Origin of the sequence: Alkalibacterium sp. (genome assembly GCF_046484155.1) — a bacterium.
In the GTDB taxonomy this organism is placed as follows: domain Bacteria; phylum Bacillota; class Bacilli; order Lactobacillales; family Carnobacteriaceae_A; genus Alkalibacterium.
Window position 1 is genome coordinate 1 of record NZ_JAWOBT010000008.1, and the last position, 20,459, is coordinate 20,459.

Annotated in this window: 18 protein-coding genes and 1 riboswitch; of the genes, 14 read left to right on the forward strand and 4 right to left on the reverse strand. The window is 41.6% G+C overall.

All coding sequences use genetic code 11. The annotated features are described in order from the left end of the window. The coding region (locus tag R6U02_RS00440) for a M3 family oligoendopeptidase (protein ID WP_410261675.1) at window positions 1-1,657 on the forward strand (1,657 nt) is incomplete at its 5' end. A gap of 133 nt (window positions 1,658-1,790) precedes the next feature. On the opposite strand, the gene R6U02_RS00445 is transcribed toward R6U02_RS00440, so the two are convergent. Together R6U02_RS00445 and R6U02_RS00450 are read right to left on the reverse strand one after the other, a co-directional pair. Then, complete coding sequence (locus R6U02_RS00445; RefSeq protein ID WP_410261676.1) at window positions 1,791-2,813, reverse strand: GNAT family N-acetyltransferase; 1,023 nt, start codon at window positions 2,811-2,813, stop codon at window positions 1,791-1,793. Continuing rightward, window positions 2,814-3,578 (reverse strand): GNAT family N-acetyltransferase, encoded by a 765-nt coding sequence (locus tag R6U02_RS00450; RefSeq protein ID WP_410261677.1) that lies wholly within the window; start codon window positions 3,576-3,578, stop codon window positions 2,814-2,816. A gap of 521 nt (window positions 3,579-4,099) precedes the next feature. On the opposite strand from R6U02_RS00450, the gene R6U02_RS00455 reads away from it, so the two are divergent. The 3 genes from R6U02_RS00455 (at window position 4,100) to R6U02_RS00465 (ending at window position 7,039) form a co-directional block, all read left to right on the forward strand. Continuing rightward, window positions 4,100-5,485 (forward strand): peptidoglycan DD-metalloendopeptidase family protein, encoded by a 1,386-nt coding sequence (locus R6U02_RS00455; RefSeq protein ID WP_410261678.1) that lies wholly within the window; start codon window positions 4,100-4,102, stop codon window positions 5,483-5,485. A gap of 99 nt (window positions 5,486-5,584) precedes the next feature. After that, window positions 5,585-6,349 carry a TrmH family RNA methyltransferase gene (locus R6U02_RS00460; RefSeq protein WP_410261679.1) on the forward strand — a complete coding sequence of 255 codons (765 nt, stop codon included), beginning with the start codon at window positions 5,585-5,587 and terminating at the stop codon, window positions 6,347-6,349. Window positions 6,350-6,511: 162 nt separating this feature from the next. After that, on the forward strand, window positions 6,512-7,039 hold the full coding sequence (locus tag R6U02_RS00465; RefSeq protein ID WP_410261680.1) for an HD domain-containing protein: 528 nt from the start codon (window positions 6,512-6,514) through the stop codon (window positions 7,037-7,039). A gap of 644 nt (window positions 7,040-7,683) precedes the next feature. Here the strand turns inward: R6U02_RS00465 and R6U02_RS00470 are convergent. Next, a complete protein-coding gene (locus tag R6U02_RS00470) occupies window positions 7,684-8,103 on the reverse strand; it encodes a hypothetical protein (protein WP_410261681.1) in 420 nt (139 codons plus the stop codon). A 189-nt stretch (window positions 8,104-8,292) separates the two neighbouring features. Continuing rightward, a riboswitch (M-box (ykoK) riboswitch) is annotated at window positions 8,293-8,459 on the forward strand. 238 nt (window positions 8,460-8,697) lie between these two features. On the opposite strand from R6U02_RS00470, the gene mgtE reads away from it, so the two are divergent. The 9 genes from mgtE (at window position 8,698) to R6U02_RS00515 (ending at window position 18,796) form a co-directional block, all read left to right on the forward strand. Next, window positions 8,698-10,071 (forward strand): magnesium transporter, encoded by a 1,374-nt coding sequence (gene mgtE, locus R6U02_RS00475; RefSeq protein WP_410261682.1) that lies wholly within the window; start codon window positions 8,698-8,700, stop codon window positions 10,069-10,071. Window positions 10,072-10,172: 101 nt separating this feature from the next. Then, window positions 10,173-10,520, forward strand: a complete 348-nt coding sequence (locus R6U02_RS00480; RefSeq protein ID WP_410261683.1) for a winged helix-turn-helix transcriptional regulator — start codon at window positions 10,173-10,175, stop codon at window positions 10,518-10,520. A gap of 307 nt (window positions 10,521-10,827) precedes the next feature. Further along, entirely contained in the window at window positions 10,828-11,874 is a 1,047-nt protein-coding gene (gene pheS / locus R6U02_RS00485) for a phenylalanine--tRNA ligase subunit alpha (RefSeq protein ID WP_410261684.1), read from the forward strand. Window positions 11,875-11,880: 6 nt separating this feature from the next. Continuing rightward, a complete protein-coding gene (gene pheT, locus R6U02_RS00490; protein ID WP_410261685.1) occupies window positions 11,881-14,298 on the forward strand; it encodes a phenylalanine--tRNA ligase subunit beta in 2,418 nt (805 codons plus the stop codon). 190 nt (window positions 14,299-14,488) lie between these two features. Then, complete coding sequence (locus R6U02_RS00495) at window positions 14,489-14,758, forward strand: cell division protein ZapA (RefSeq protein WP_410261686.1); 270 nt, start codon at window positions 14,489-14,491, stop codon at window positions 14,756-14,758. Window positions 14,759-14,781: 23 nt separating this feature from the next. Beyond that, a complete protein-coding gene (locus tag R6U02_RS00500; protein WP_410261687.1) occupies window positions 14,782-15,342 on the forward strand; it encodes a CvpA family protein in 561 nt (186 codons plus the stop codon). Window positions 15,343-15,451: 109 nt separating this feature from the next. Then, entirely contained in the window at window positions 15,452-17,824 is a 2,373-nt protein-coding gene (locus tag R6U02_RS00505; RefSeq protein WP_410261688.1) for an endonuclease MutS2, read from the forward strand. A gap of 104 nt (window positions 17,825-17,928) precedes the next feature. Beyond that, window positions 17,929-18,240 carry a thioredoxin gene (trxA, locus tag R6U02_RS00510; protein WP_410261689.1) on the forward strand — a complete coding sequence of 104 codons (312 nt, stop codon included), beginning with the start codon at window positions 17,929-17,931 and terminating at the stop codon, window positions 18,238-18,240. 274 nt (window positions 18,241-18,514) lie between these two features. Continuing rightward, window positions 18,515-18,796, forward strand: coding sequence for a hypothetical protein (locus R6U02_RS00515; RefSeq protein WP_410261690.1), 282 nt, complete (start codon window positions 18,515-18,517; stop codon window positions 18,794-18,796). A gap of 27 nt (window positions 18,797-18,823) precedes the next feature. Here R6U02_RS00515 and tnpA read toward each other — a convergent pair whose 3' ends face one another. Continuing rightward, entirely contained in the window at window positions 18,824-19,315 is a 492-nt protein-coding gene (tnpA, locus tag R6U02_RS00520; RefSeq protein ID WP_410261691.1) for an IS200/IS605 family transposase, read from the reverse strand. Between the two features lie 44 nt (window positions 19,316-19,359). On the opposite strand from tnpA, the gene R6U02_RS00525 reads away from it, so the two are divergent. Then, a partial coding sequence (locus R6U02_RS00525) for an RNA-guided endonuclease TnpB family protein (RefSeq protein ID WP_410261692.1) occupies window positions 19,360-20,459 on the forward strand: 1,100 nt, incomplete at its 3' end.

The window sequence follows — 20,459 nt, forward strand, 5'->3', positions numbered from 1 at the left end:
TTTATACAAAAAAGATTTTATGCATTTAGTTGAACAGCTTAAGAATGCCAAGTCTCTAGACGATATGAAAGAGACGATCGATGAAATATCTGCACTTTCTGCTTCACTTGAAACGATGGAGACACTTGCTTCCATTCGCTACTCCATAAACACGAAAGACGAGTTTTACGAACTGGAAGATCAGTATTGGAATGAGTATGGTCCACTTTACCAGGAATTGAGCATCGCTTATTACAAAGCCATCATGGATTCGCCTTATTTGAACGAAGTGAAAGAAGCTTATCCACGTACGTTCATCCAGAATATGCAGTTTGAATTGGACTCATTTGATTCAAAGGTCATTGAGCTATTACAAAAAGAAAACCAGTTAAGCAGCGATTATCAAAAACTCATCGCTTCTGCAGAAATCGAATTCGATGGGAAAACATTAACGTTGTCACAATTTGGACCTTACTTACAGTCGACAGATCGCACAGTTAGAAAAGAGGCTTCCGACGCTCAAACGAGTTTCTTCGAAAACAATGAAGAAAAATTGGACAGTATGTACGATGAACTCGTTAATGTGAGAGATCAAATAGCTAGAAAACTGGGCTATAAAGATTTTGTTGAACTGGGTTATATCAGAATGAAACGCTTTGACTACGACCGGAAAATGGTGGAAGTTTACCGTGATCAGGTAATGGATTATGTTGTACCCGTGACGAAAAAATTAGCCGAGAGACAAGCGGAACGCATCGGCATCAAAGAGATGAAACACTATGACGAAACCTTACAATTTTTAGATGGGAACCCCACTCCTCAAGGGGATCCGGATTATATTATTGAGAATGGCCGTAAAATGTATCATGAATTGAGTGATCAGACGGCTGAATTTATCGATTTCTTATTTGACAAGGAGCTGGTGGACCTGCTTTCTAAAGAAGGGAAAGCGAGTGGGGGATACTGCACGTATATTCCTGACTATCAGTCACCGTTCATTTTTGCAAACTTTAACGGTACATCTGGAGATATTGATGTCTTGACACACGAAGCGGGGCATGCGTTCCAGGTGTATCAGTCTCGCTGGATCAAACAGCCTGAAATCGTCTTTCCGACATTTGAGACATGTGAGATCCACTCTATGAGTATGGAATTCTTCACATACCCCTGGATGGAGCTGTTCTTCAAAGAACAGACTGAAAAATACAAGTTTGACCACTTAAGCAGTGCCATTCGCTTCCTGCCCTATGGTGTGCTGGTCGATCACTTTCAGCATGAAGTCTATGAAAATCCCGAGTGGTCACCGGCTGAACGTAAAGCCTGCTGGCGAAGACTGGAGAAACAATACCTGCCACAACGTGATTACTCTGAAAGTGAGTTCCTGGATAAAGGAACGTACTGGTTCAGACAGGGTCACATTTTCGCTTCACCATTTTACTATATTGATTATACGCTTGCTCAAGTCTGTGCGTTACAGTTCTGGGAACGTGCCATCGTTGACCAGGATGACAAGGCGTGGGGCGACTATATGACGATTTGTGAAGCAGGCGGAACGAAGAGCTTCCTGGAAACCGTTGAGGCAGCCAACTTGCGTTCACCGTTTGAAGAAGGTTCATTGGAACGTGTTATCAAAACAATTGACGAAGCGCTGGAAGCCGTTGACGACAAAAAGTTGTGAAACACACTAAGTAAATAGAGATAGCCCTGGCCGGCAAGGAAATCAAACCTTAGCGGCCAGGGCTTTTTATATTGATATAGAAAGATCGTGTGGATGAGTTCGTTAGAACTCATCCACACGACCAATTATAAAACTAAGGCGATCCCTCATTGTTTTTCAGTTGATCAGCAATGGCTTCAATGGAGTCTGCTTCTTGAGCAAGTATTTTTTCTAAATCATTTAACTCATCTTCAACATTTTGAATGAGCTCATTCGCTCTCTTGATAGCATCTGAAACGTCACCGGTCAAGAGTGCCTCTTTAGATAAACCATGTAATATCCATGGGGAACCTAATTCGAATGGGTGGTTCTTGGGAAAAAGAGCCACGTCAGTTTCAGAAAAATCCCACCATATTGTTGTTTCGCTATCGTTCTGTTGGGCTTTTTTTAATTCCTGTTGAACCGTATTGAAAAGACCGGGTTGCTCCATGAAATCATGCCAGGGATAGACGACATGGAGATAATTTGTTCCTTTCAACTCTTCCCACATTATTACGCAGCGCGTTTTAGCTGCATTTTCAAAAAAATGCCACTGCTCTATTGAATCTTCGAACATTTTTTCGCTGACTGGGAAAGGGTAATACGCTTCTAGAGGAAATACTTTTTTATCAAAGGCGGGGTGCAGATACGTTTGTTTGATCCAGTTCATTTTCGTGTTTTTATCTGTTTCTTCCTTCCATGGAGCAACATCCGCTGCCATAAGGTTTTCTACTGTAGACGCTTGAGCAGCATAGAGAAGTTTGACAGGAGGTAAGCCCACTTTCTTCAACACTGCTTGAGCGGCTTTATTGTGCTGTTCTGTGTTCGCCCCGATCCATTTAACCTCCGGGTGAGCAAGAGCCTGGTCTAAACTGTATTCGACTATTTTTGTCCCATAGCCACTTTTCCTATAACGCTGATCTGTCCTTAAACGACCGAGCATGGCGTAATAGTTTTTAAACAGGGAGAAACCTGACAAAGCGACAAGCTCGTCTGATACAAACAAACCATACAAGTAGTCAGCTCCACTCGTTATTTGATCAAAGACATGGAGCATGTAGTCATCGTTTAGGCCCGTCTGCATTTGTTCATAATACGCTAGATCGGCTACTGTCAATTGGCGGATGTGTTCAGTCATTCAATCGTCTCCTTTTATTGCTTTTTGAGCCCCGATACGAAAGCCTTCATAGCTGAACCCAGATTTTATATACATCTCTTTTGGTGAATCTTCTGCATCCGCAACGAGGAATACTATTTTTTGCTTGGAAGCAGCTTGCTTGATTATATAATCAAGCAAGGCTTTAGCTACTCCTTTCAGACGATATTCTTTGAGTGTGAACAAATCATCTAATTCCAATCCTTCAGTACTCTCGACCATTATACAAGAACCAGCAGCTTTTCCTTGGTAGTAGGCTAACAAGAAAGTAATCGATTCATCTTGAAAAAGTTTATCATAAAAAGGTTGCTTGGCCTCTGCAAAAGCAGTTGAAATGATTTTATCTTCCATATAATTGATTGCTTTAAAGGCGTCCAAGTTTTCATAAGTGACGACTTGGATGCTGATATCTGGATTTTTAGCAGTAATATTGAAGGCAGCGGGGTGAATGGAATAGAGTTCTAATTTTTCCAAGCCATACTCTTCCTGATTCAAATAATCTAGTGTATCAGGGTGGATGCCTTGATTTTCAGGCCAATAGAATTTGACATGAGTCAAGTTATTGTCTTCTGAAAAGATCCAGTGCATCGTTTCTATCAATTCAAATTCCGTTTTTGTAGGGGAGTACTTTAATTGGAAAAAGTTTGAATCATATCTGGATTTTGCTTCAGAATCATAATAGTGACTAAAAAAGTCGTTTTCATCAATCAATGTGCTGTGTGTGGCAACGGCTTCAAATGTGACCATAAGTATCTTCCTTTCTATCCTTAACTAGAATAGCAAATTAAAAGAGCGACTGTAAGTCTAAATGCGAAAATGATCGATAAATAACAGAAAATGCATAATATTCATTTTGAAAACGATTTACTCAACACGTTTAGGACTCCTGAAATGTATGGGTAATTTAACCATAACTAGGTTATACAGTTTAAATAGTATAAAGAGACTGTCAAATCAAAAATGATTTTGTCACCTTTTGTTCACTATATTTAGACGTTTTTTTCGAAGGTGAAAGTAAAAAAATGAGATGAATGGCTTAATGCCGGTGTTTATGAAGGTTACGATTCGTCATCTTTTCTTCAAACAATACAGTTGTGTAACAGACGGCTGTCTGTTTTGTCACAGGATTTAAATCTTATATCATCAGTTCCTATGATATGATGATTCCAGTGCTTGAAACACATAAGTTATAGACTGAAATTATACTTAAACAATAATGAATAACCAATCATTGTGATTGAATAATAATGGATTAGGAGTTTTTCGAATTGAATAAGAAACTTATCGTAACAGCAATGGCATCAATATTACTCGCGGGGCCTTTGATGCGTCCAACAGAAGTAGATGCTTCTCAAAAATTAGAAGATTTAGAGAACCAACAACAAGAATTAACTGACGAATCACAAAAAGTGGGTAACGAAATTCAAACCCGCGAAGAAAAAATGGCGTCACTTGAAAAAGAAAAAGCGCAGCTGGAAGAAGAAGTTATTGAACTTCAAGCGAGCATCGATGAACTCGTTGTTGAAATCAGTGAACAGGAAAAAGAAATAAAACGTATAAAAGAAGAGATCGAACAATTGCAAAAAGAAATCGCTCAATTACAAAAGCAGATCGATCAGCGCGACGAACAATTGGAATCACAAGCGCGTTCTGTTCAGACCAACGCGAACCCTTCTGATATTGTAGACTTAATAATGTCAGCAGAGAGCTTATCGGATTTGATTGGACGTATCGATATCGTCAACACATTAGTTTCTGCAAACCAGGATATTATGGTAGCACAGATTGCTGACCAGAAGGCATTAGAAGAAACAGAAGCACAAGTGAAGCTAGAGCAAGAAGAAATGGAAGACGTTAAAGCACAACTCGAAGTTAGCCGTAACAATTTAGTGAATCAACGGGTCGAGTTAGATGACAAGATCATTCAAATCGCAGAGAAATATGACATGAATGCAGACGAAAGAAAATCTTTCATTAACGAACAGGCAATCATCGCTGAACGAACAAGTACTTTAAATGATGAAATGAAAGCTGAAAAACAACGCATTATTGAAGAAGAACGTGCGAGACAAGAAGCAATCCGTATTGCTGAAGAAAAACGTCAAAAAGAAGCGGATGCAAAAGCTAAAGCAGCAGCAGAGGCAGCGGCAAGCGTCAAAGCAGCAGCTAATAAAGCAGTAGCAACCGCAACCGCAGCAGCTAATGAAAAAGCCGAAGCAGCAACTTCTTCAAACAATGCTTCATCTGTCGCTGCTCCAGCTGCTCCAGCAAGTAGCGGATGGTTACGTCCGGCAAGTGGCAGATTTACATCACCCTTTGGTTATCGCATACATCCAGTGACGGGTGCTCAATCTTTCCATAATGGCACAGATATTGCCGGTGGGGGACCAATTAGGGCAACACGTGCAGGAACCGTTGTTACTGCTGCATACTCTGGGACATATGGTTACCGAGTAATCGTTGACCATGGTGACGGTTTTGAAACATTGTACGCTCACATGCAGCCTAATTTGAGTGTTGCTCCCGGACAAAGCGTTTCTCAAGGACAACAGCTAGGCATTATGGGAACCACCGGACGTTCCACAGGTGTTCACTTACACTTTACTGTTTATAAAAACGGCACACCGGTCAACCCTATGAACTACATTAATTAAATTGAATATTTAAGAGGGAGAGAAAGCAAAGCTGCTTTCTCTCTTTTTCTGTCTAATGTATACTAGATTAAGATGAATCAGAGTTGGAGGAAAAAGATAATGGAAATGATTGAGTCAACACAGAACAAGCAAGTCAAAGAGTGGAAAAAACTGCTGACGAGAAAAGGAAGAAAGAGACAGCGGAAATATTTGATCGAGGGCCTGCATTTAGTAGAAGAAGCACTGAGAGCAAAAGCCGAAATTGAAGTGATTTTAATTCGGGAAGATAAGCTGGAAGATTATTCGGACTTACTGGACATAAGAGAGGTCAGCGTCGTTCTGGTCACAGAAGAGATTTCCGATCTTTTAAGCGATGCCGTGACTGAACAGGGAATTACAGCCGTGATCAAAAGTGAAGAGTCAGCTGATAAAATCGTGGGCGATAAACCGGTATTGATGCTGGATCAGGTGCAAGACCCGGGGAATCTAGGGACACTCATCCGTACAGCTGATGCAGCGGGGTTTGAGGGAGTCATCATTGGAACCGGCTCAGTTGATTTATATAATCCGAAAGCTCTTCGTTCAGCACAAGGAAGTCAGTTCCATCTGGCGATCATACATGATGATATTGAAAAATGGATGGCCACATTCAGAGAAAAGGGAATACCCGTTTATGGGACTGCTCTAAATGGAACCGCCGCTTCTTACCGGTCAATAGAACCACAGAATCGTTTCGGATTGATTGTGGGTAATGAAGGGAACGGTGTTGACCCGTATATATTGGAACAAACGACCAAGAACCTATATATTCCTATAAAAGGACAGGCGGAGTCATTAAATGTTGCCATTGCAGCGAGTATTCTGATGTTTAGTCTATACGAGTGACATATCGTTTTTAACAATATTGTCACAATTACCGTGAAATCGTTTTTAAACAGCTATATTTCCTTTTCTTTTTCCTGTTTGAGGAGTAAGATAGCTTATGAACAGTCGAAACACATGACTGCATTAACTATCACTTGATTATTATTAAAAAGGAGACGTTCCATGGAATTTGTTCGTTCAATTTGGGAAAATGACAAAGACTATATGACGTTAGTCGAAGATCTACTTGAAAATGAAGATTTACTTAAATTAGACGAGATCACGCATCATCGCTATACAACGCGTTTGATCCATTCGCTATTTGTATCCTACGTGAGTTATAAAATCGCTAAACGCTTAAACTTAAACGTGAGAGCCATTGCCAGAGCGGGATTACTACACGACTTTTTCCATGAAGGCAGGGAAGAAATTGCTTCGATGAAAGTAGGATCACACAATTTTGTCCATCCTAAAATTGCTGTGAAAAATGCTGAACGCTTAACTGAATTAAGCGAACTTGAAAAAGATATTATATTGAAGCATATGTTCTTAACGACGACGGGCATAGGTATGCCGCGTTATAAAGAGAGTTTAGTCGTTACGTGTGTAGACAAATACTGTTCAATCAATGAAGTATCTACACCAGCTAGAATGAAGGTTAAAGGGAAAATATCAGAGTGGCGTATGAAATTAAGAGTAGTACACGCTTAATTTTCCTATAAACTGTTCTATTAATAAAAGCTGTTTCTAATTATGTTTGGTGGTTGAACATAAATGGAAACAGCTTTTTTCTATTATTAAGGGTTTAAACGTGGTAAAGAAGAAAATAAGAGCCGTTTGTGTTAGTCATCTAGACTACCCTCGAAAAAGACAGACTCAAAATGAAAAGGAAGCTGAGTCCGTCATTTCAAGAGCAAAGTGACAGACTCAAAACGAAAAGGAAGCTGAGTCCGTCATTTCAAGAGCAAGATGACAGACTCAAAATGAAAAGGAAGCTGAGTCCGTCATTTCAAGAGCAAGATGACAGACTCAAAACCAAAAGGAAGCTGAGCTAGTCATATCGATTCTTAAACGGCAGGCTCAGAATTGAATTCTATATGGGTCGACCTTTCTCGTCAATAAGCGGAATAAAAGCCGTTATTGTTCTCTAATAACGTAGAACCACGAAGAATAATGAGATTCTTCGTGGTTCTTATTTTAGCGTCGGGACGACATGGACCACTTTCTACTTAAATTAAGACCCAGGCTCCAGCTTTCTGGTCATCAGCAATCAAATAGTTTTTTTCGGTTGTCGGGTTTTGATTTTTTATTTTCTTTTAGATATAAGCATCCTTCCTGATGTAACTAGGGAAGGATCATAATGGAGAATTGAGAAGCAGTTCGTTGTTCCGTAAATCTATGATTTTCAAACGGTTATCCTCTTCGATATAAATAGATTTGAAGACCTGCTCATCTCCATCCTGGAATAGAATGACTCGGGTCGTTCCGTTATCCGTAATTAAATAGGCGTCATAACCCGTTGGGTCGAAAACATCCTGTTCAGCAAATTCTGCGTATTGATCCAAGTCATCAATAGCTTCTGCTTGTTCTAATTCTTCCTCACTGATGGGAGCCAGTTCTTCATCTGTTACGACGGCTTCGCCCGGTTCATCTTCTATGGCTGCTTCTTCTTCGATTGGATCTAATGTTTCGGTTTCCCCGACTTCATCATCTGAGGTACACGCCGCTAAAGTGGTTGTAGCCAGAAACAGTATAACCAGATTTTTCTTATTCATGTTATCCCTCCTAGATAAACTAGCCTCGATCGGGCGTCCTTACCTATTTAGTATAAGCACTCTTTGCATTGGCTTCAAAGATAACGCTCTCTACTTAATATTGGATTATTTTGAAAAATTGAGAGCATCAAATGGGAACTATTGCTTGATTGACTATATAAGATTCGTTATGATAAGAATGATAGATAACCGTAACCTTGTTAGGTGAGGCTACCATATGGAGACAAGCTACTGCCCAGAAATGTCTAAAGACACCAACGGGTCAGCAAAAATTTTCGGATGAAGGGGATTTTTAACGTAGCTGAGGATTATTCTCTATGCCATATGAAGCTAAAGCTCAACGACAGAGGTGTTTTTGGAGATGACTTGACGTTCATGTTCTTAACACGCTCAAATAAGCGTGTTTTTTTATCTGTAAATTTATAAACGATCTCGAGTTTATATTGATTTTTTTCAAAACAAACCTTCTTGTTACAAATTTTAAGAAAATGGAGGTGAGGCGAATGGATGCTGTTCCCTTATCGAAAGCGATGAAAAACAATGAGCGATCAATTAAAAACGGACCATCGCCAAACCAGATAGAAGAAGGGTGTTATGACTATGAAACTAGTGAAAAGCAATAAACAGAAAACATATGAACATATTTTTAAAGCAGCGAAAGAAAATGATAAGCAGGCTTTCAGAGATCTGTTTTTAAGATTGCATGATCGTGACCAGCACGAAGTTTTCCATCTGCTTTATCCTGATAAGAAACGTAAAATCTCTGAATTTTTAACGCCTGAAGAATTTGCAGAGATTTTTGAATGGATGGAAACAGAAGACCAGGAAGCCGCTGTACAGTATCTGCCTGATGAATATATGGCCGAAGTCTTTAACTTCATGGCTGCTGATGATGTGGCGCGTTTTCTTTCTGAAAGTGAAGAAACGGACAATCAGACACTATTAGCTATGATGGATGACGAGGAAAGCAAGCGTGTCAAGGAGCTGCTATCCTACGAACCTGAAACTGCCGGGTCTATAATGACGAAGGAATTCATCGCTATCCATCACAAACAGTCGATGTCTGAAGTAATCAAGAATTTGAGAGAAATTGGCAGCGAAGCGGAAACGATTTATTATTTATATGTCATCGATGATAATGACCGCTTAGTGGGAGTATTGTCACTAAGAGACCTACTGCTTTCCCCGGAAAATGAAACAGTCGCAAATATTATGTTCACACAAGTTGTATCTGTCAATATCGGTGATGACCAGGAACAAGTCGCACGTATCATTCAAGATTATGATTTACTGGCTATTCCAGTATTAGATCATGATGGAAGAATGCAGGGAATCGTCACAGTCGATGACGTAATGGATGTTATCGAAGAAGAAACAACAGAAGACTTCAATGAATTTGCTGCGATCAGTCGTGGGGATGAAGACCGTCGTAAAACCTCACCTTTATCTACCGCCAAGTCTAGAATTCCCTGGATCGTTATCCTGTTGTTTTTGGGGATGATCACAGGCGGGCTCATTGGTATTTTTGAAGAAACATTGGAGTCCGTTGTCTTATTGGCAGCCTTCATGCCGATCATGATGGGTACCGCCGGTAATGTGGGCACCCAGTCTTTGGCCGTCGCTGTACGTAATTTGAATATTGATGATGACCGCGATAAAGAGAGTTTCATTCAGACCATAAAAAACGAATTAGGTGCCGGAATGATAATGGGTTTAATTGCCGGAATAGTCATGATTGCTATCGTAGTGGTTATTTACGGAAATGCCGTGCTAGCCTTCATCATTGCGGTGTCCATGTTTATTACGGTCAGTATGGCTACCGTGATCGGAACGACCATTCCGACGATCATCGACAAGTTTAATATTGATCCGGCCATTGCTTCAGGGCCTTTTATAACAACGATAAATGACTCGCTCAGTTTGATCATTTACTTTACGATCGCTACAATGCTTATAGAGTTTCTTTAGAATGTGAACAAAAACGGTATTTTTTTAAATTATAGGTGAGACGTACCATTTCATGACTGTTAGTGGTATAATAACAGGTGTGAAAGTAGAGGTGACAGCATATGATAGAAATGTCTACGACAGATACACTCCAAGACAAAGTCATTTGTCCCAAGTTTGAACAGACCTTTACCATCTTAGGTAAAAAATGGACAGGATTGATTATTGATGTATTGTTGGATGGACCTCGTCGATTTAAAGACTTGTCACAGTCAATATCTGGCGTCAGTGATCGTGTATTAGTCGAACGTCTCAAAGAACTTGAAAAAGAAGAGATCGTAACCAAAAACCTGGACGATTCCTGTGATATGAAATCAGGGTATTGTTTAACTGAAAAAGGCAAAGACTTAAAAAAAGTTATGATCGAAGTACAACATTGGGCAGACTTATGGGTTTGCGAAATAGACTAAAACAACAGATGAAAAAGAGTACTCTGACGAAACACTACTAGAGAACGATGTCCTGGCTGAAAACATCGATTGAATCGTCTGAGGAAGTTCACTTTCATCACTTATTTGCTCGGTCCGAACTGGGCAAATAAGTATGTAGATTAACCTTTAATCTCGGTATGCGCCGTTATGCAAAAGTGCAAAAGGAAACTTTTGAACAAGGGTGGTACCGCGTGTTGACCTCGTCCCTCTATTGGGACGGGGTTTTTTATTTTGTTTTAAAAAATCATCAGACAAAAAGTCATATTTTAAATAAAGGAGCATGACGATGGAAATGGAAAAGAAATTAACGACACTGCTGGAAAACGCAAAAGAAGAAGTGAGCAGCGCGTCTGAATTAAAAGAAATCGAAAGCTTGCGCGTCAAATACTTAGGTAAAAAAGGTGAAGTCACAGGTGTCTTAAAAGGCATGAAAGACGTCTCCTCTGAACAGCGTCCTGTGTTAGGCAAAAAAGCGAATGACGTGCGTGACGAAATCACCGCTGTTTTGTCTGAAAAGAAAACCAGCCTGGAAAAAGAAGCGCTGGAAAAACAACTCGCTGAAGAAGCTATTGATGTCACTCTGCCGGGTAGACAAGTGAAAACCGGTCAAACACATGTATTGACTCAAATCATGGAAGACATCGAAGATTTGTTTTTAGGCATGGGTTATCAGGTGATTGAAGGAACAGAAGTAGAAACGGATTATTACAACTTTGAACGTGTCAACTTACCGCAGAATCATCCAGCCCGTGATATGCAGGACACCTTTTATATCACGTCAGATGTCTTACTGCGTACACACACGTCACCGATCCAGGCACGAACGCTAGAGAATCATGATTTCTCAAAAGGACCACTTAAAATGATCAGTCCGGGTAAAGTCTATCGTCGCGATACCGATGACGCGACGCACTCCCATCAGTTCCATCAGATCGAAGGCATGGTTATTGACGAAAACATTACCATGGCAGATTTAAAAGGGACGCTGGAACTTTTAGCTAAGAAAATGTTTGGTGAAGAAAGAGAAATCCGTCTGCGTCCAAGCTATTTTCCGTTTACAGAACCGTCTGTTGAAGTCGATGTGTCCTGTTTCAAATGCGGAGGTAAAGGATGTAATGTCTGCAAACAAACCGGTTGGATCGAAATTTTAGGTGCCGGCATGACGCATCCCCATGTACTGGAGATGTCTGGTGTAGATTCTTCGAAATATGGCGGATTTGCTTTCGGATTAGGCCCTGACCGTATCGCGATGCTGAAATATGGCGTGGATGACATTCGTAATTTCTATTTAAATGATCAGCGATTCTTGGAACAATTTAAAAGGAAGGGGTAGGATAGCATGAGAGTATCAGTCAAGTGGTTAAGTGAATATTTAGATTTAAACGGTATTTCTCCAATAGAATTGGCAGACCAGATCACCTTAACTGGGATCGAAGTGGATGGAGTGAGTATGCCTTCGATCGATTTAGAAAACTTTGTCGTCGGCAAAGTGCTGACAAGTGAACAAATGGCAGATTCAGATCATCTGAACCTGACGACGGTCGATGTCGATCTGGGAGAACACGCGCAGATCGTTTGTGGTGCGCCTAACGTTAAAGCTGGACAAAAGGTCATTGTCGCTTTACCGGGTGCAACCTTACCTAATGGATTGAAAATTAAAAAGAGCAAATTAAGAGGCGTCGTATCGAATGGCATGATCTGCAGCTTGCAGGAATTAGGCTTTTCTGATTCAGTCGTACCGAAGAAAGTCGAAGACGGCATTTATGTCCTGCCAGACGATGCGGAGATCGGTACCAATGTCTTACCTTATATTGGTCTGGATGACACCTTTATTGAACTGGATATTACGCCGAACCGTGCCGACGCTCTGAGTATGCGCGGGGTAGGCTATGAGGTCGGAGCCATCCTTTCGCAGCAACCTGACTTCAAAGAGGTCACTGTTTTGGAAGACGATTCTGCAGATATCAGCGATTATATCGATGTCTCAGTTGACGATGCAAAGGATGCACCCGTATACAAGATGCGTGTGATCAAAGAAGTCACCGTGAAAGAAAGTCCGCTATGGCTGCAGCGTAAACTGATGCATGCAGGCATCCGTCCCATCGATGCCGTCGTTGACGTAACGAATTACATCATGCTGGAGTACGGACAACCGCTGCATGCTTTTGATTACGATGCCTTAGATTCTAAAACAATCACTGTTAGAAGAGCGGCGCAAGGCGAAACACTGGTGACGCTAGATGGGCAGGAGCGTCAGCTTAGTCCGGACAACCTGGTCATCACGAACGGTGACGAGCCGGTCGCTTTAGCAGGTGTCATGGGTGGCGAGAATACCCACGTCACAAGTGAGACAAGTACGATCGCTCTTGAATCAGCCTTGTTCGAATCAAGTATCATCAGAAAAACGGCGCAAGCACTCAATTTGAGAAGTGAAGCGAGTTCACGTTTCGAAAAAGGACTCAATATAGCAACCATTGAAAAAGCGCTGGATCATGCGGCTCAACTGATCGCAGAACTTGGCAATGGGGAAGTCGTCAGTGGTGTGGCACGTGTCGAAGCCATTCAGCCGGAAGATAAAAAAGTAACCATCACACTCGCTAAAATCAATCAAACGCTGGGAACAGATCTATCACTTGATGAGGTGGTAAACTTGATGAACCGTTTAGGCTTTGACAGTCAAACAGCCGCTCAAACACTAACAGTCATCGTTCCACCAAGACGCTGGGATATCGAGATCGAAGCAGATATTATTGAAGAAGTGGCTCGATTACACGGGTATAACAAATTACCGGCGACACTTCCACAAAGCGAATCTGTGCCAGGAGAATTAACGCACAAACAGCAGCGGGTCCGTGAAACGCGTCACTTCATGGAAGGCGCAGGGTTGTCTCAGGCAATCAGTTACGCTTTAACGACAAACACAAAAGCTCAGGCATTCTCACGTGTCGAAGGCGAGCCGGTAAAATTGGATTGGCCAATGAGTGCCGAACATCAGGCCTTACGCAAAAGTTTACTGAGCGGTTTACTGGATAATGTCCAGTATAATGTTGCGCGACAAAACAGACATGTCAGCTTTTATGAAATCGGTCGGGTGTTCTATCCCGTTGCAGATTCGAAATTGCCACAAGAAGTGACACACGTCTCAGGAGCCCTAACCGGATCACGCATAGAAGCAAACTGGCAGGAAGACGAGCAGACGGTGGATTTTTATGCTGTTAAAGGCATCGTGGACGAATGGTTTGAAGTGATCGGTGTATCTGAAGAGATCAGCTACGAACCGACACAGGCCTATGCCGAGCTTCACCCAGGACGCACAGCTGAGATCAAGTGGAGAGATAAGGTCGTCGGTGTCATCGGACAGTTACACCCAACTCTCGCGGATGAACGCGATCTGAAAGAAACTTATTTGTTTGAAATCAATATGGATGATTTACTGGATAACGACAAGAAAGCCTTGATCTATTCCACTATTCCAAAATATCCGGGAACATCACGGGATGTCGCGTTTATTGTGGACGAGACCGTGTTGCATGACACGATCCTTTCTGTGATGAAAGAAAACGGCGGGAAATGGTTGAAATCTATTCGACTCTTTGATTTATATCAGGGCGAAAACATTGAGCAGGGGAAAAAATCAATGGCGTATAGCCTGGCCTACCTGAACCCGGAAGCAACATTAAAGGAAGAAGAGGTAACTAAAGACTTCGAACAAGTGAAAGAAGCCCTAGTTAAACACTTCGATGCAGAAATCAGATAACAAACAAACTAGAGTAGGCTTCACTTGAAAACATAGAAATTTTTCAGAGTAGATATCCGTCTACTCTGTTTTTTCACATAAACGATCTTTATTATTCACGGAAAACAGTATAAAAAAAGCTGGAAGTAATGCACTCTGAACGAATTCGTGTTATTATAATAAAGAATTTGAGAAGCGAGGGGGCTGTGTCATGTCCGAAGGGAAGCGAAGATATAAAGCAACCATAGATGGAGAAACGTACACTATTGTTGGTTCAAAGCCTGAAAAACATATGCGCGTCGTCGCAGAGACAGTGGATGAACAATTAAGCCAACTAAAAGAATTAACAAAAGGTCTGGATAAAGAAAAAAGAGCCATCTTACTGGCGATCAATGCGGTATCGGATCAATTAACGATGCGATATGAACTGGAACAACTGAAAGAAAAATATGAACAGTTAGAGCAAGATTTAGAAAACTAACTGTAGTAAATAAGGAGAAAAGTATGCTGCTAACAGGAATTATCATCTTTTTATTACTATTATCACTTTATAGCGGAGCGCGAAGAGGCTTGGTCCTGCAGCTCGTATTAACGATCGGGTATGCTGTCTCGTTCTGGGTTGCTTTGAACTATTATCAAAGGCTCACTGAATATGTAAAAATGTTTGTTCCGTATCCTTCACCCCTATCTACTTCAGAGAACCCTTTTGTACTTTACAGTATTGATTTCCTATTCGAATTAGACGGGGCTTTTTATCAGGGCGTCTCATTTGTCTTGTTATTATTTACCGGTTGGCTGGTCACTCGGCTTCTAGGTGGCTTGTTCCAGGCGTTGGCAGACTTGCCAGTGGTTCGTACAGTCAACTCATTTGGCGGAGCGGCATTGAGCTTTGTTGTACATTACATTGGGATATTCTTTGTCCTTTTTGTTCTTTCAATGATGCCCATAGCTCTCATTCAAAACCAGTTTGAATCAAGCGCACTGGCGAGAGAAATCGTCACGGACACACCGGCAATGTCACAACAAGTGTATGACTGGTGGATTTTACAGGGGATGGAAGAATAAAATCAGATAATCTTAAGGAGTGTTGATTGAAGGAAAAACATCAGTATGATGCCTTTCAATCAACCTTTTTTGTAGAGTTGTAAGAGCGAACCCTTTAAGGAGAGAAAGTATGACGGAAACATTTCAATCTTCATTCAAGACGTTGGAATATGAAAAAGTAATCATTAAATTAAGCGAACAGACAGTATCGAAACTGGGGAAAGAAAAAGTCAGAACCATCAAACCGTCTAATAACAAAGACATCATCCTGGAACAATTAGAGGAGACGGAAGATGCGGCTTTGTTGATGCGTCTAAGAGGCGGCATTCCATTGGCTGCTTTTGAAGACATCCGTCCTCACTTGAAACGTGTCCGGGTTCATGGCAGTTTGAACGGTACTGAGGTTGCTCAAATTGGTCGCCTACTGAGAACGCTGAGAGAAATCAAGACGTTTTTCAGAAAAGCGGAAGAAGAAGACATTCCTCTGCACCGGTTATACGAAAAAATCAATAAATTGGAAACATTTAATGCTTTGGAGAAAAAAATATTTAATATCGTGGACGAAGGTGGCTACGTTTTGGATGATGCCAGCTCGAAGCTGAAAGGGTTAAGAGACGGCATTAAACAGACAGAAAGCCGTGCACGTCAAAAACTTGAAAGTATTGTCAGAGGCCCTCAATCGCGGTTTCTATCGGATGCGCTGATCACAATGCGAAATGACCGTTATGTTATTCCTGTAAAGGCAGAGAATCGGTCCGTTTTTGGCGGCGTTATCCATGATCAGAGTTCGACGGGCCAAACGCTTTTTGTTGAACCCCAAAGTGTCGTCGATTTAAATAATCGCCTGCGCCAGTATCAAGTAGAAGAAAAGTATGAAGTGGAACGCATTTTAGCTGAATTGACCGTGGAAATCGAACCTTACCGGGAAGATTTGGAAGAACACCTGAGACTACTGGTTGAACTCGATGTGATTCAAGCCAAGGGACGCTTTGCGAAAGCAATCAAGGCCGTCAAACCAAGAATAAGTACGGATAATCATGTCGAGTTATATCAGGCGCGACATCCTTTGCTTGCTGATGATGAAGTTGTACCTAACGATATCATTATTGGAGAAGAATATAAGACCATGATCGTCACCGGACCCAATACGGGTGGGAAAACAGTGGCCTTGAAAACGCTGGGCCTACTCCAGTTGATGGGTCAGTCAGGGTTGTTTATTCCGGCAGAAGAAGGCAGTACTATGGGCATCTTCTCAAGCGTTTATGCGGATATCGGTGACGAACAATCTATCGAACAGAGTCTGTCTACGTTCTCATCGCATTTAACAAAGATCGTCAATATTTTAAAACAGATGGATGACAAGAGTCTTATTTTACTGGATGAATTGGGTGCCGGAACGGATCCTCAGGAAGGAGCAGCTTTGGCGATTGCTATACTTGATGCGATAGCTCAAAGCGGCAGTTACGTCATGATCACCTCGCATTATCCGGAACTGAAAGCCTATGGGTATAATCGGCCGGAAACTATCAATGCCAGTATGGAATTTGATGTCGATACACTCAGCCCAACGTATCGCTTGCTCATCGGTATCCCGGGAAGAAGTAATGCGTTTGAGATTGCTAGGCGTTTGGGTCTGGATTCGATGATCATTGAATCTGCCAAACAATTGATGAGTGGCGAAAGTCAGAGTGTGGACCAGATGATTGAAGATCTGGAAAGCAAGCGCAAACAGGCGGACAGTGAAGCTGGTAAAGCGACCAGAAAACTTAAAGATGTAGAGCGATTGCATCGAGAGCTTGAAGCAGAGTATAAAGCTTATCAGGATGAAAAAGAACAGTTACGTAAAAAAGCAGAAACTCAAGCTAATACCTATTTAGAAAAGAAAAAGCAAGAAGCAGAGGCGATCATTAAAGACTTGAGACAAAAACAACTCGAAGGACATACGGGAGAACCGCTTAAAGAACACGAATTTATTGATGTCCAATCGCGTTTATCACACCTTAAGACAGAAGAAGAGAGCCTGAAGAAAAATAAGGTCCTGCAGAAACAGAAACAGAAAAAAGCGTTAAAGGTTGGCGACAGTGTTGAAGTACAGTCGTTCGGTCAAAAAGGGATCCTAGTTGAACAGGCAGATAAAAGCCACTGGGTTGTTCAAATGGGGATGCTGAAAATGAAACTGCCTGAATCGGATCTGGTTCAGATAATGCGGGAAAAAGAACCCAAGCAAGGCATATCCATCAGACGTTCTTCGAGCGCTGGCGTATCGACTGAAATAGATGTCAGAGGAGAGCGGGTTGAAGAAGCATTGAACAAAGTGGATCAATACTTGGATCAAGCCTTACTCGCCAATTATCCGAAAGTGACGATCATTCACGGTATGGGGACAGGTGCAGTAAGAAAAGGCGTCCAGCAATTCTTGAAAAAACACTCGCAAGTCAAAGAGTTTAGTGATGCACCAGCGAACCAGGGCGGAAACGGTGCAACGATCGTCACATTTAAATAAATTAATAGTCTATGGTAGACAAGAATATAAGAATTTGATATACTAATCATTGTAACGAGTAACTTACTTTTAATAAGTAAGTTAATTAATAGGAGGAATTCAGAATGGTAAGAGAATTAACTGATAAGAATTTTGACCAAGAAACAGGTTCAGGTTTAGCATTAACAGACTTTTGGGCAACATGGTGTGGACCTTGTCGCATGCAATCACCTGTTATTGACGAATTGAATGAAGAATCTAACGGTAACGTGAACTACTTCAAAATGGATGTAGACGCAAACCAGGCAACTCCAAGTAAATTTGGAATCATGAGCATTCCAACATTACTCGTAACTAAAGATGGAGAAGTCGTAGATAAATTGATCGGCTACCACAACAAAGAACAAATCTTAGCTAAATTATCACAACATCAGTAAGAATACTTTATTAGGGCAAAGCTTAGATGCTTTGCCCTTTTTTTGTTCACTTGGTTCTAATATGCTTTTATCGTTGTTCCTATTGTGACTAATCTATGACACTTACCTATTTTTAAATAACAAAAAGAGGTAAGTGCCTATACTTTTTTTTGTGTCTGATATAAAATTATGTTATAAATAACATGTATTATATAATTAAAAAGTTAAATATATTATAGTTTTAAGATTAAATTGTTAAATCGCGTTAAATTTGTGCTAATTGGAGAGTGTTAATATGTCTCATAGTAAAGAAAGTCAGTCTGTGCTGACATCAACGATTCAGTACCGGTATATAATCGAATGCAAAGATAAGACAGTTGAATTAGAGGTTGAAAATCAGGATGTTATCCACAATGCTGATGACGAAATCGACTGTCCTTTAGATGTCGTTTTAAGAAAAAACAATTATGATTTTAGTGATTTGACGTATTGGGACGCGAGAGAAATAAGATTTGTTAAAGTTTATGATGATGAGGAATGTGTTCTGAACAAGGTTTCTCTAAATGTGAATTTATAAGGGGCGTTAGCGAGAAAACCTCTGGTTTCAACCGGGGGATGAATCGCGTCTCGAACGCCCGCTATTGAATTCCTTTAATTGGTTTTGTACATATTGCATGACGACCTCTTTGGATACATCGCCAACGGTACTGACAAAGTAACTGTGAGACCATAACGAGCCTTTCCATAGTTCCTTTTTTGTATCGGGGAACTGCTTGAACCAATCCCTTGCAGAAGCGCCCTTTAATGCCTTCATCACTGAACTGATGGACTTGTTCGGTGGGAAGGACACGACTAAATGAACGTGGTCGTCCACAACTTCACTCTCCAGTATGGCGATGTCGTTATTTTCGGCTATCGCGTGCAGGAACGCCGTCATTGCCTGACGGCGTTCGGGTGTCGTGAAGATGGCTTTGCGGTATTTTGTCACCCAGACCAGATGGTAGGTCGTGCGGTAAACATTGGTGCGTGTTTTTGTATACATCTGTATCCCTCCATCGGCTTTAATCAAGAGCTTAAATAGTTTTTTTAGCTTCATATGTGATATAATAAGTATACCATATAAAGAGGGGACAACGCTCTATGTTAATCGGCATTAAAGGCAAGTTAACCCTGAAACCAGACCAACAAGCGCAAGTCATGCAGAACATCGGCAATGCCCGTTTTGTGTGGAATCAATTTTTAGGCATGTGGAACGAACGGTATGAAAGCAACCCCACACTGCCCACGTTGAGCGAGTACGACCTGAACATTCTCCTCCCCACACTGAAACGGGAGTATGCCTTTTTAAAGGTGTCGGATTCCACCAGCCTCCAACAGGTCTCAACAGATTTAACGGGGGCATTCAAAAAGTTTTTCACGAACAAGGGACACTTCAAGCACCCACGATTCAAAGCCAAACACCATGCCCGACAATCTTATACCGCAAAGAGCGTCAATAACGCCATTCGTTACGAGAACGGGTACCTTCGACTACCTAAAATCGGGTTCGTGCCTTTCCGTTGTGGTCGAAAGATCAACGGCAGAATCAAAAAAGCCACCATTACATTCACCTCATCAGGTACATTCGCGTGCAGTTTGCTTGTGGAAGACGAAAGCCAAGTCTTCGCCACTCATACAGGCCAGACTGTTGGGATCGATATGGGTGTGGCTGATTTAATGGTTTTATCTAATGGGGATAAAGTCGCTACGATTCGATACGATAAACACCTATCGGGGAAACGAACGTACTGGGAACAGCGCGTCGCTCGCCGTGGACGTTTAGCGAAGACGAAAGGCATTGCTTTGTCTGAAGCCAAAAATTACCAGAAGGCCAAACAACAGCGTGCAAAAGTGTTTCAAAAAGAAAAGAACCAGCGTTCGGATCGCCTGCATAAGCTGACGACAGCACTGGTTCAGGACTTTGATGTCATTGTACTGGAAGACTTGCGCACCGCCAACCTGATGAAAAATCATCACCTGGCACGCAGTATTGCGGCTCAGTCCTGGCGGGAGATCCGTCGGATGCTGGAATACAAGTGCGTGAAGTACGGCAAGGAACTGATTGTCGTTGATCCATACAAGACCTCACAGGTCTGTTCGTCTTGCGGGCATGATGACGGGAAACACGGGCTGGCCATTCGAGAATGGACATGCCCGTCCTGCGACACACACCACGACCGTGATGTAAATGCGGCGAAAAA

Coding starts and splice junctions, on each gene's coding strand:
- R6U02_RS00445 (WP_410261676.1), bottom strand. CDS start 2,813: ATGACTGAACACATCCGCCAATTGACAGTAGCCGATCTAGCGTATTAT.
- R6U02_RS00450 (WP_410261677.1), bottom strand. CDS start 3,578: ATGGTCACATTTGAAGCCGTTGCCACACACAGCACATTGATTGATGAA.
- R6U02_RS00460 (WP_410261679.1), top strand. CDS start 5,585: ATGGAAATGATTGAGTCAACACAGAACAAGCAAGTCAAAGAGTGGAAA.
- R6U02_RS00465 (WP_410261680.1), top strand. CDS start 6,512: ATGGAATTTGTTCGTTCAATTTGGGAAAATGACAAAGACTATATGACG.
- R6U02_RS00470 (WP_410261681.1), bottom strand. CDS start 8,103: ATGAATAAGAAAAATCTGGTTATACTGTTTCTGGCTACAACCACTTTA.
- mgtE (WP_410261682.1), top strand. CDS start 8,698: ATGACTATGAAACTAGTGAAAAGCAATAAACAGAAAACATATGAACAT.
- R6U02_RS00480 (WP_410261683.1), top strand. CDS start 10,173: ATGATAGAAATGTCTACGACAGATACACTCCAAGACAAAGTCATTTGT.
- pheS (WP_410261684.1), top strand. CDS start 10,828: ATGGAAATGGAAAAGAAATTAACGACACTGCTGGAAAACGCAAAAGAA.
- pheT (WP_410261685.1), top strand. CDS start 11,881: ATGAGAGTATCAGTCAAGTGGTTAAGTGAATATTTAGATTTAAACGGT.
- R6U02_RS00495 (WP_410261686.1), top strand. CDS start 14,489: ATGTCCGAAGGGAAGCGAAGATATAAAGCAACCATAGATGGAGAAACG.
- R6U02_RS00500 (WP_410261687.1), top strand. CDS start 14,782: ATGCTGCTAACAGGAATTATCATCTTTTTATTACTATTATCACTTTAT.
- R6U02_RS00505 (WP_410261688.1), top strand. CDS start 15,452: ATGACGGAAACATTTCAATCTTCATTCAAGACGTTGGAATATGAAAAA.
- trxA (WP_410261689.1), top strand. CDS start 17,929: ATGGTAAGAGAATTAACTGATAAGAATTTTGACCAAGAAACAGGTTCA.
- R6U02_RS00515 (WP_410261690.1), top strand. CDS start 18,515: ATGTCTCATAGTAAAGAAAGTCAGTCTGTGCTGACATCAACGATTCAG.
- tnpA (WP_410261691.1), bottom strand. CDS start 19,315: ATGAAGCTAAAAAAACTATTTAAGCTCTTGATTAAAGCCGATGGAGGG.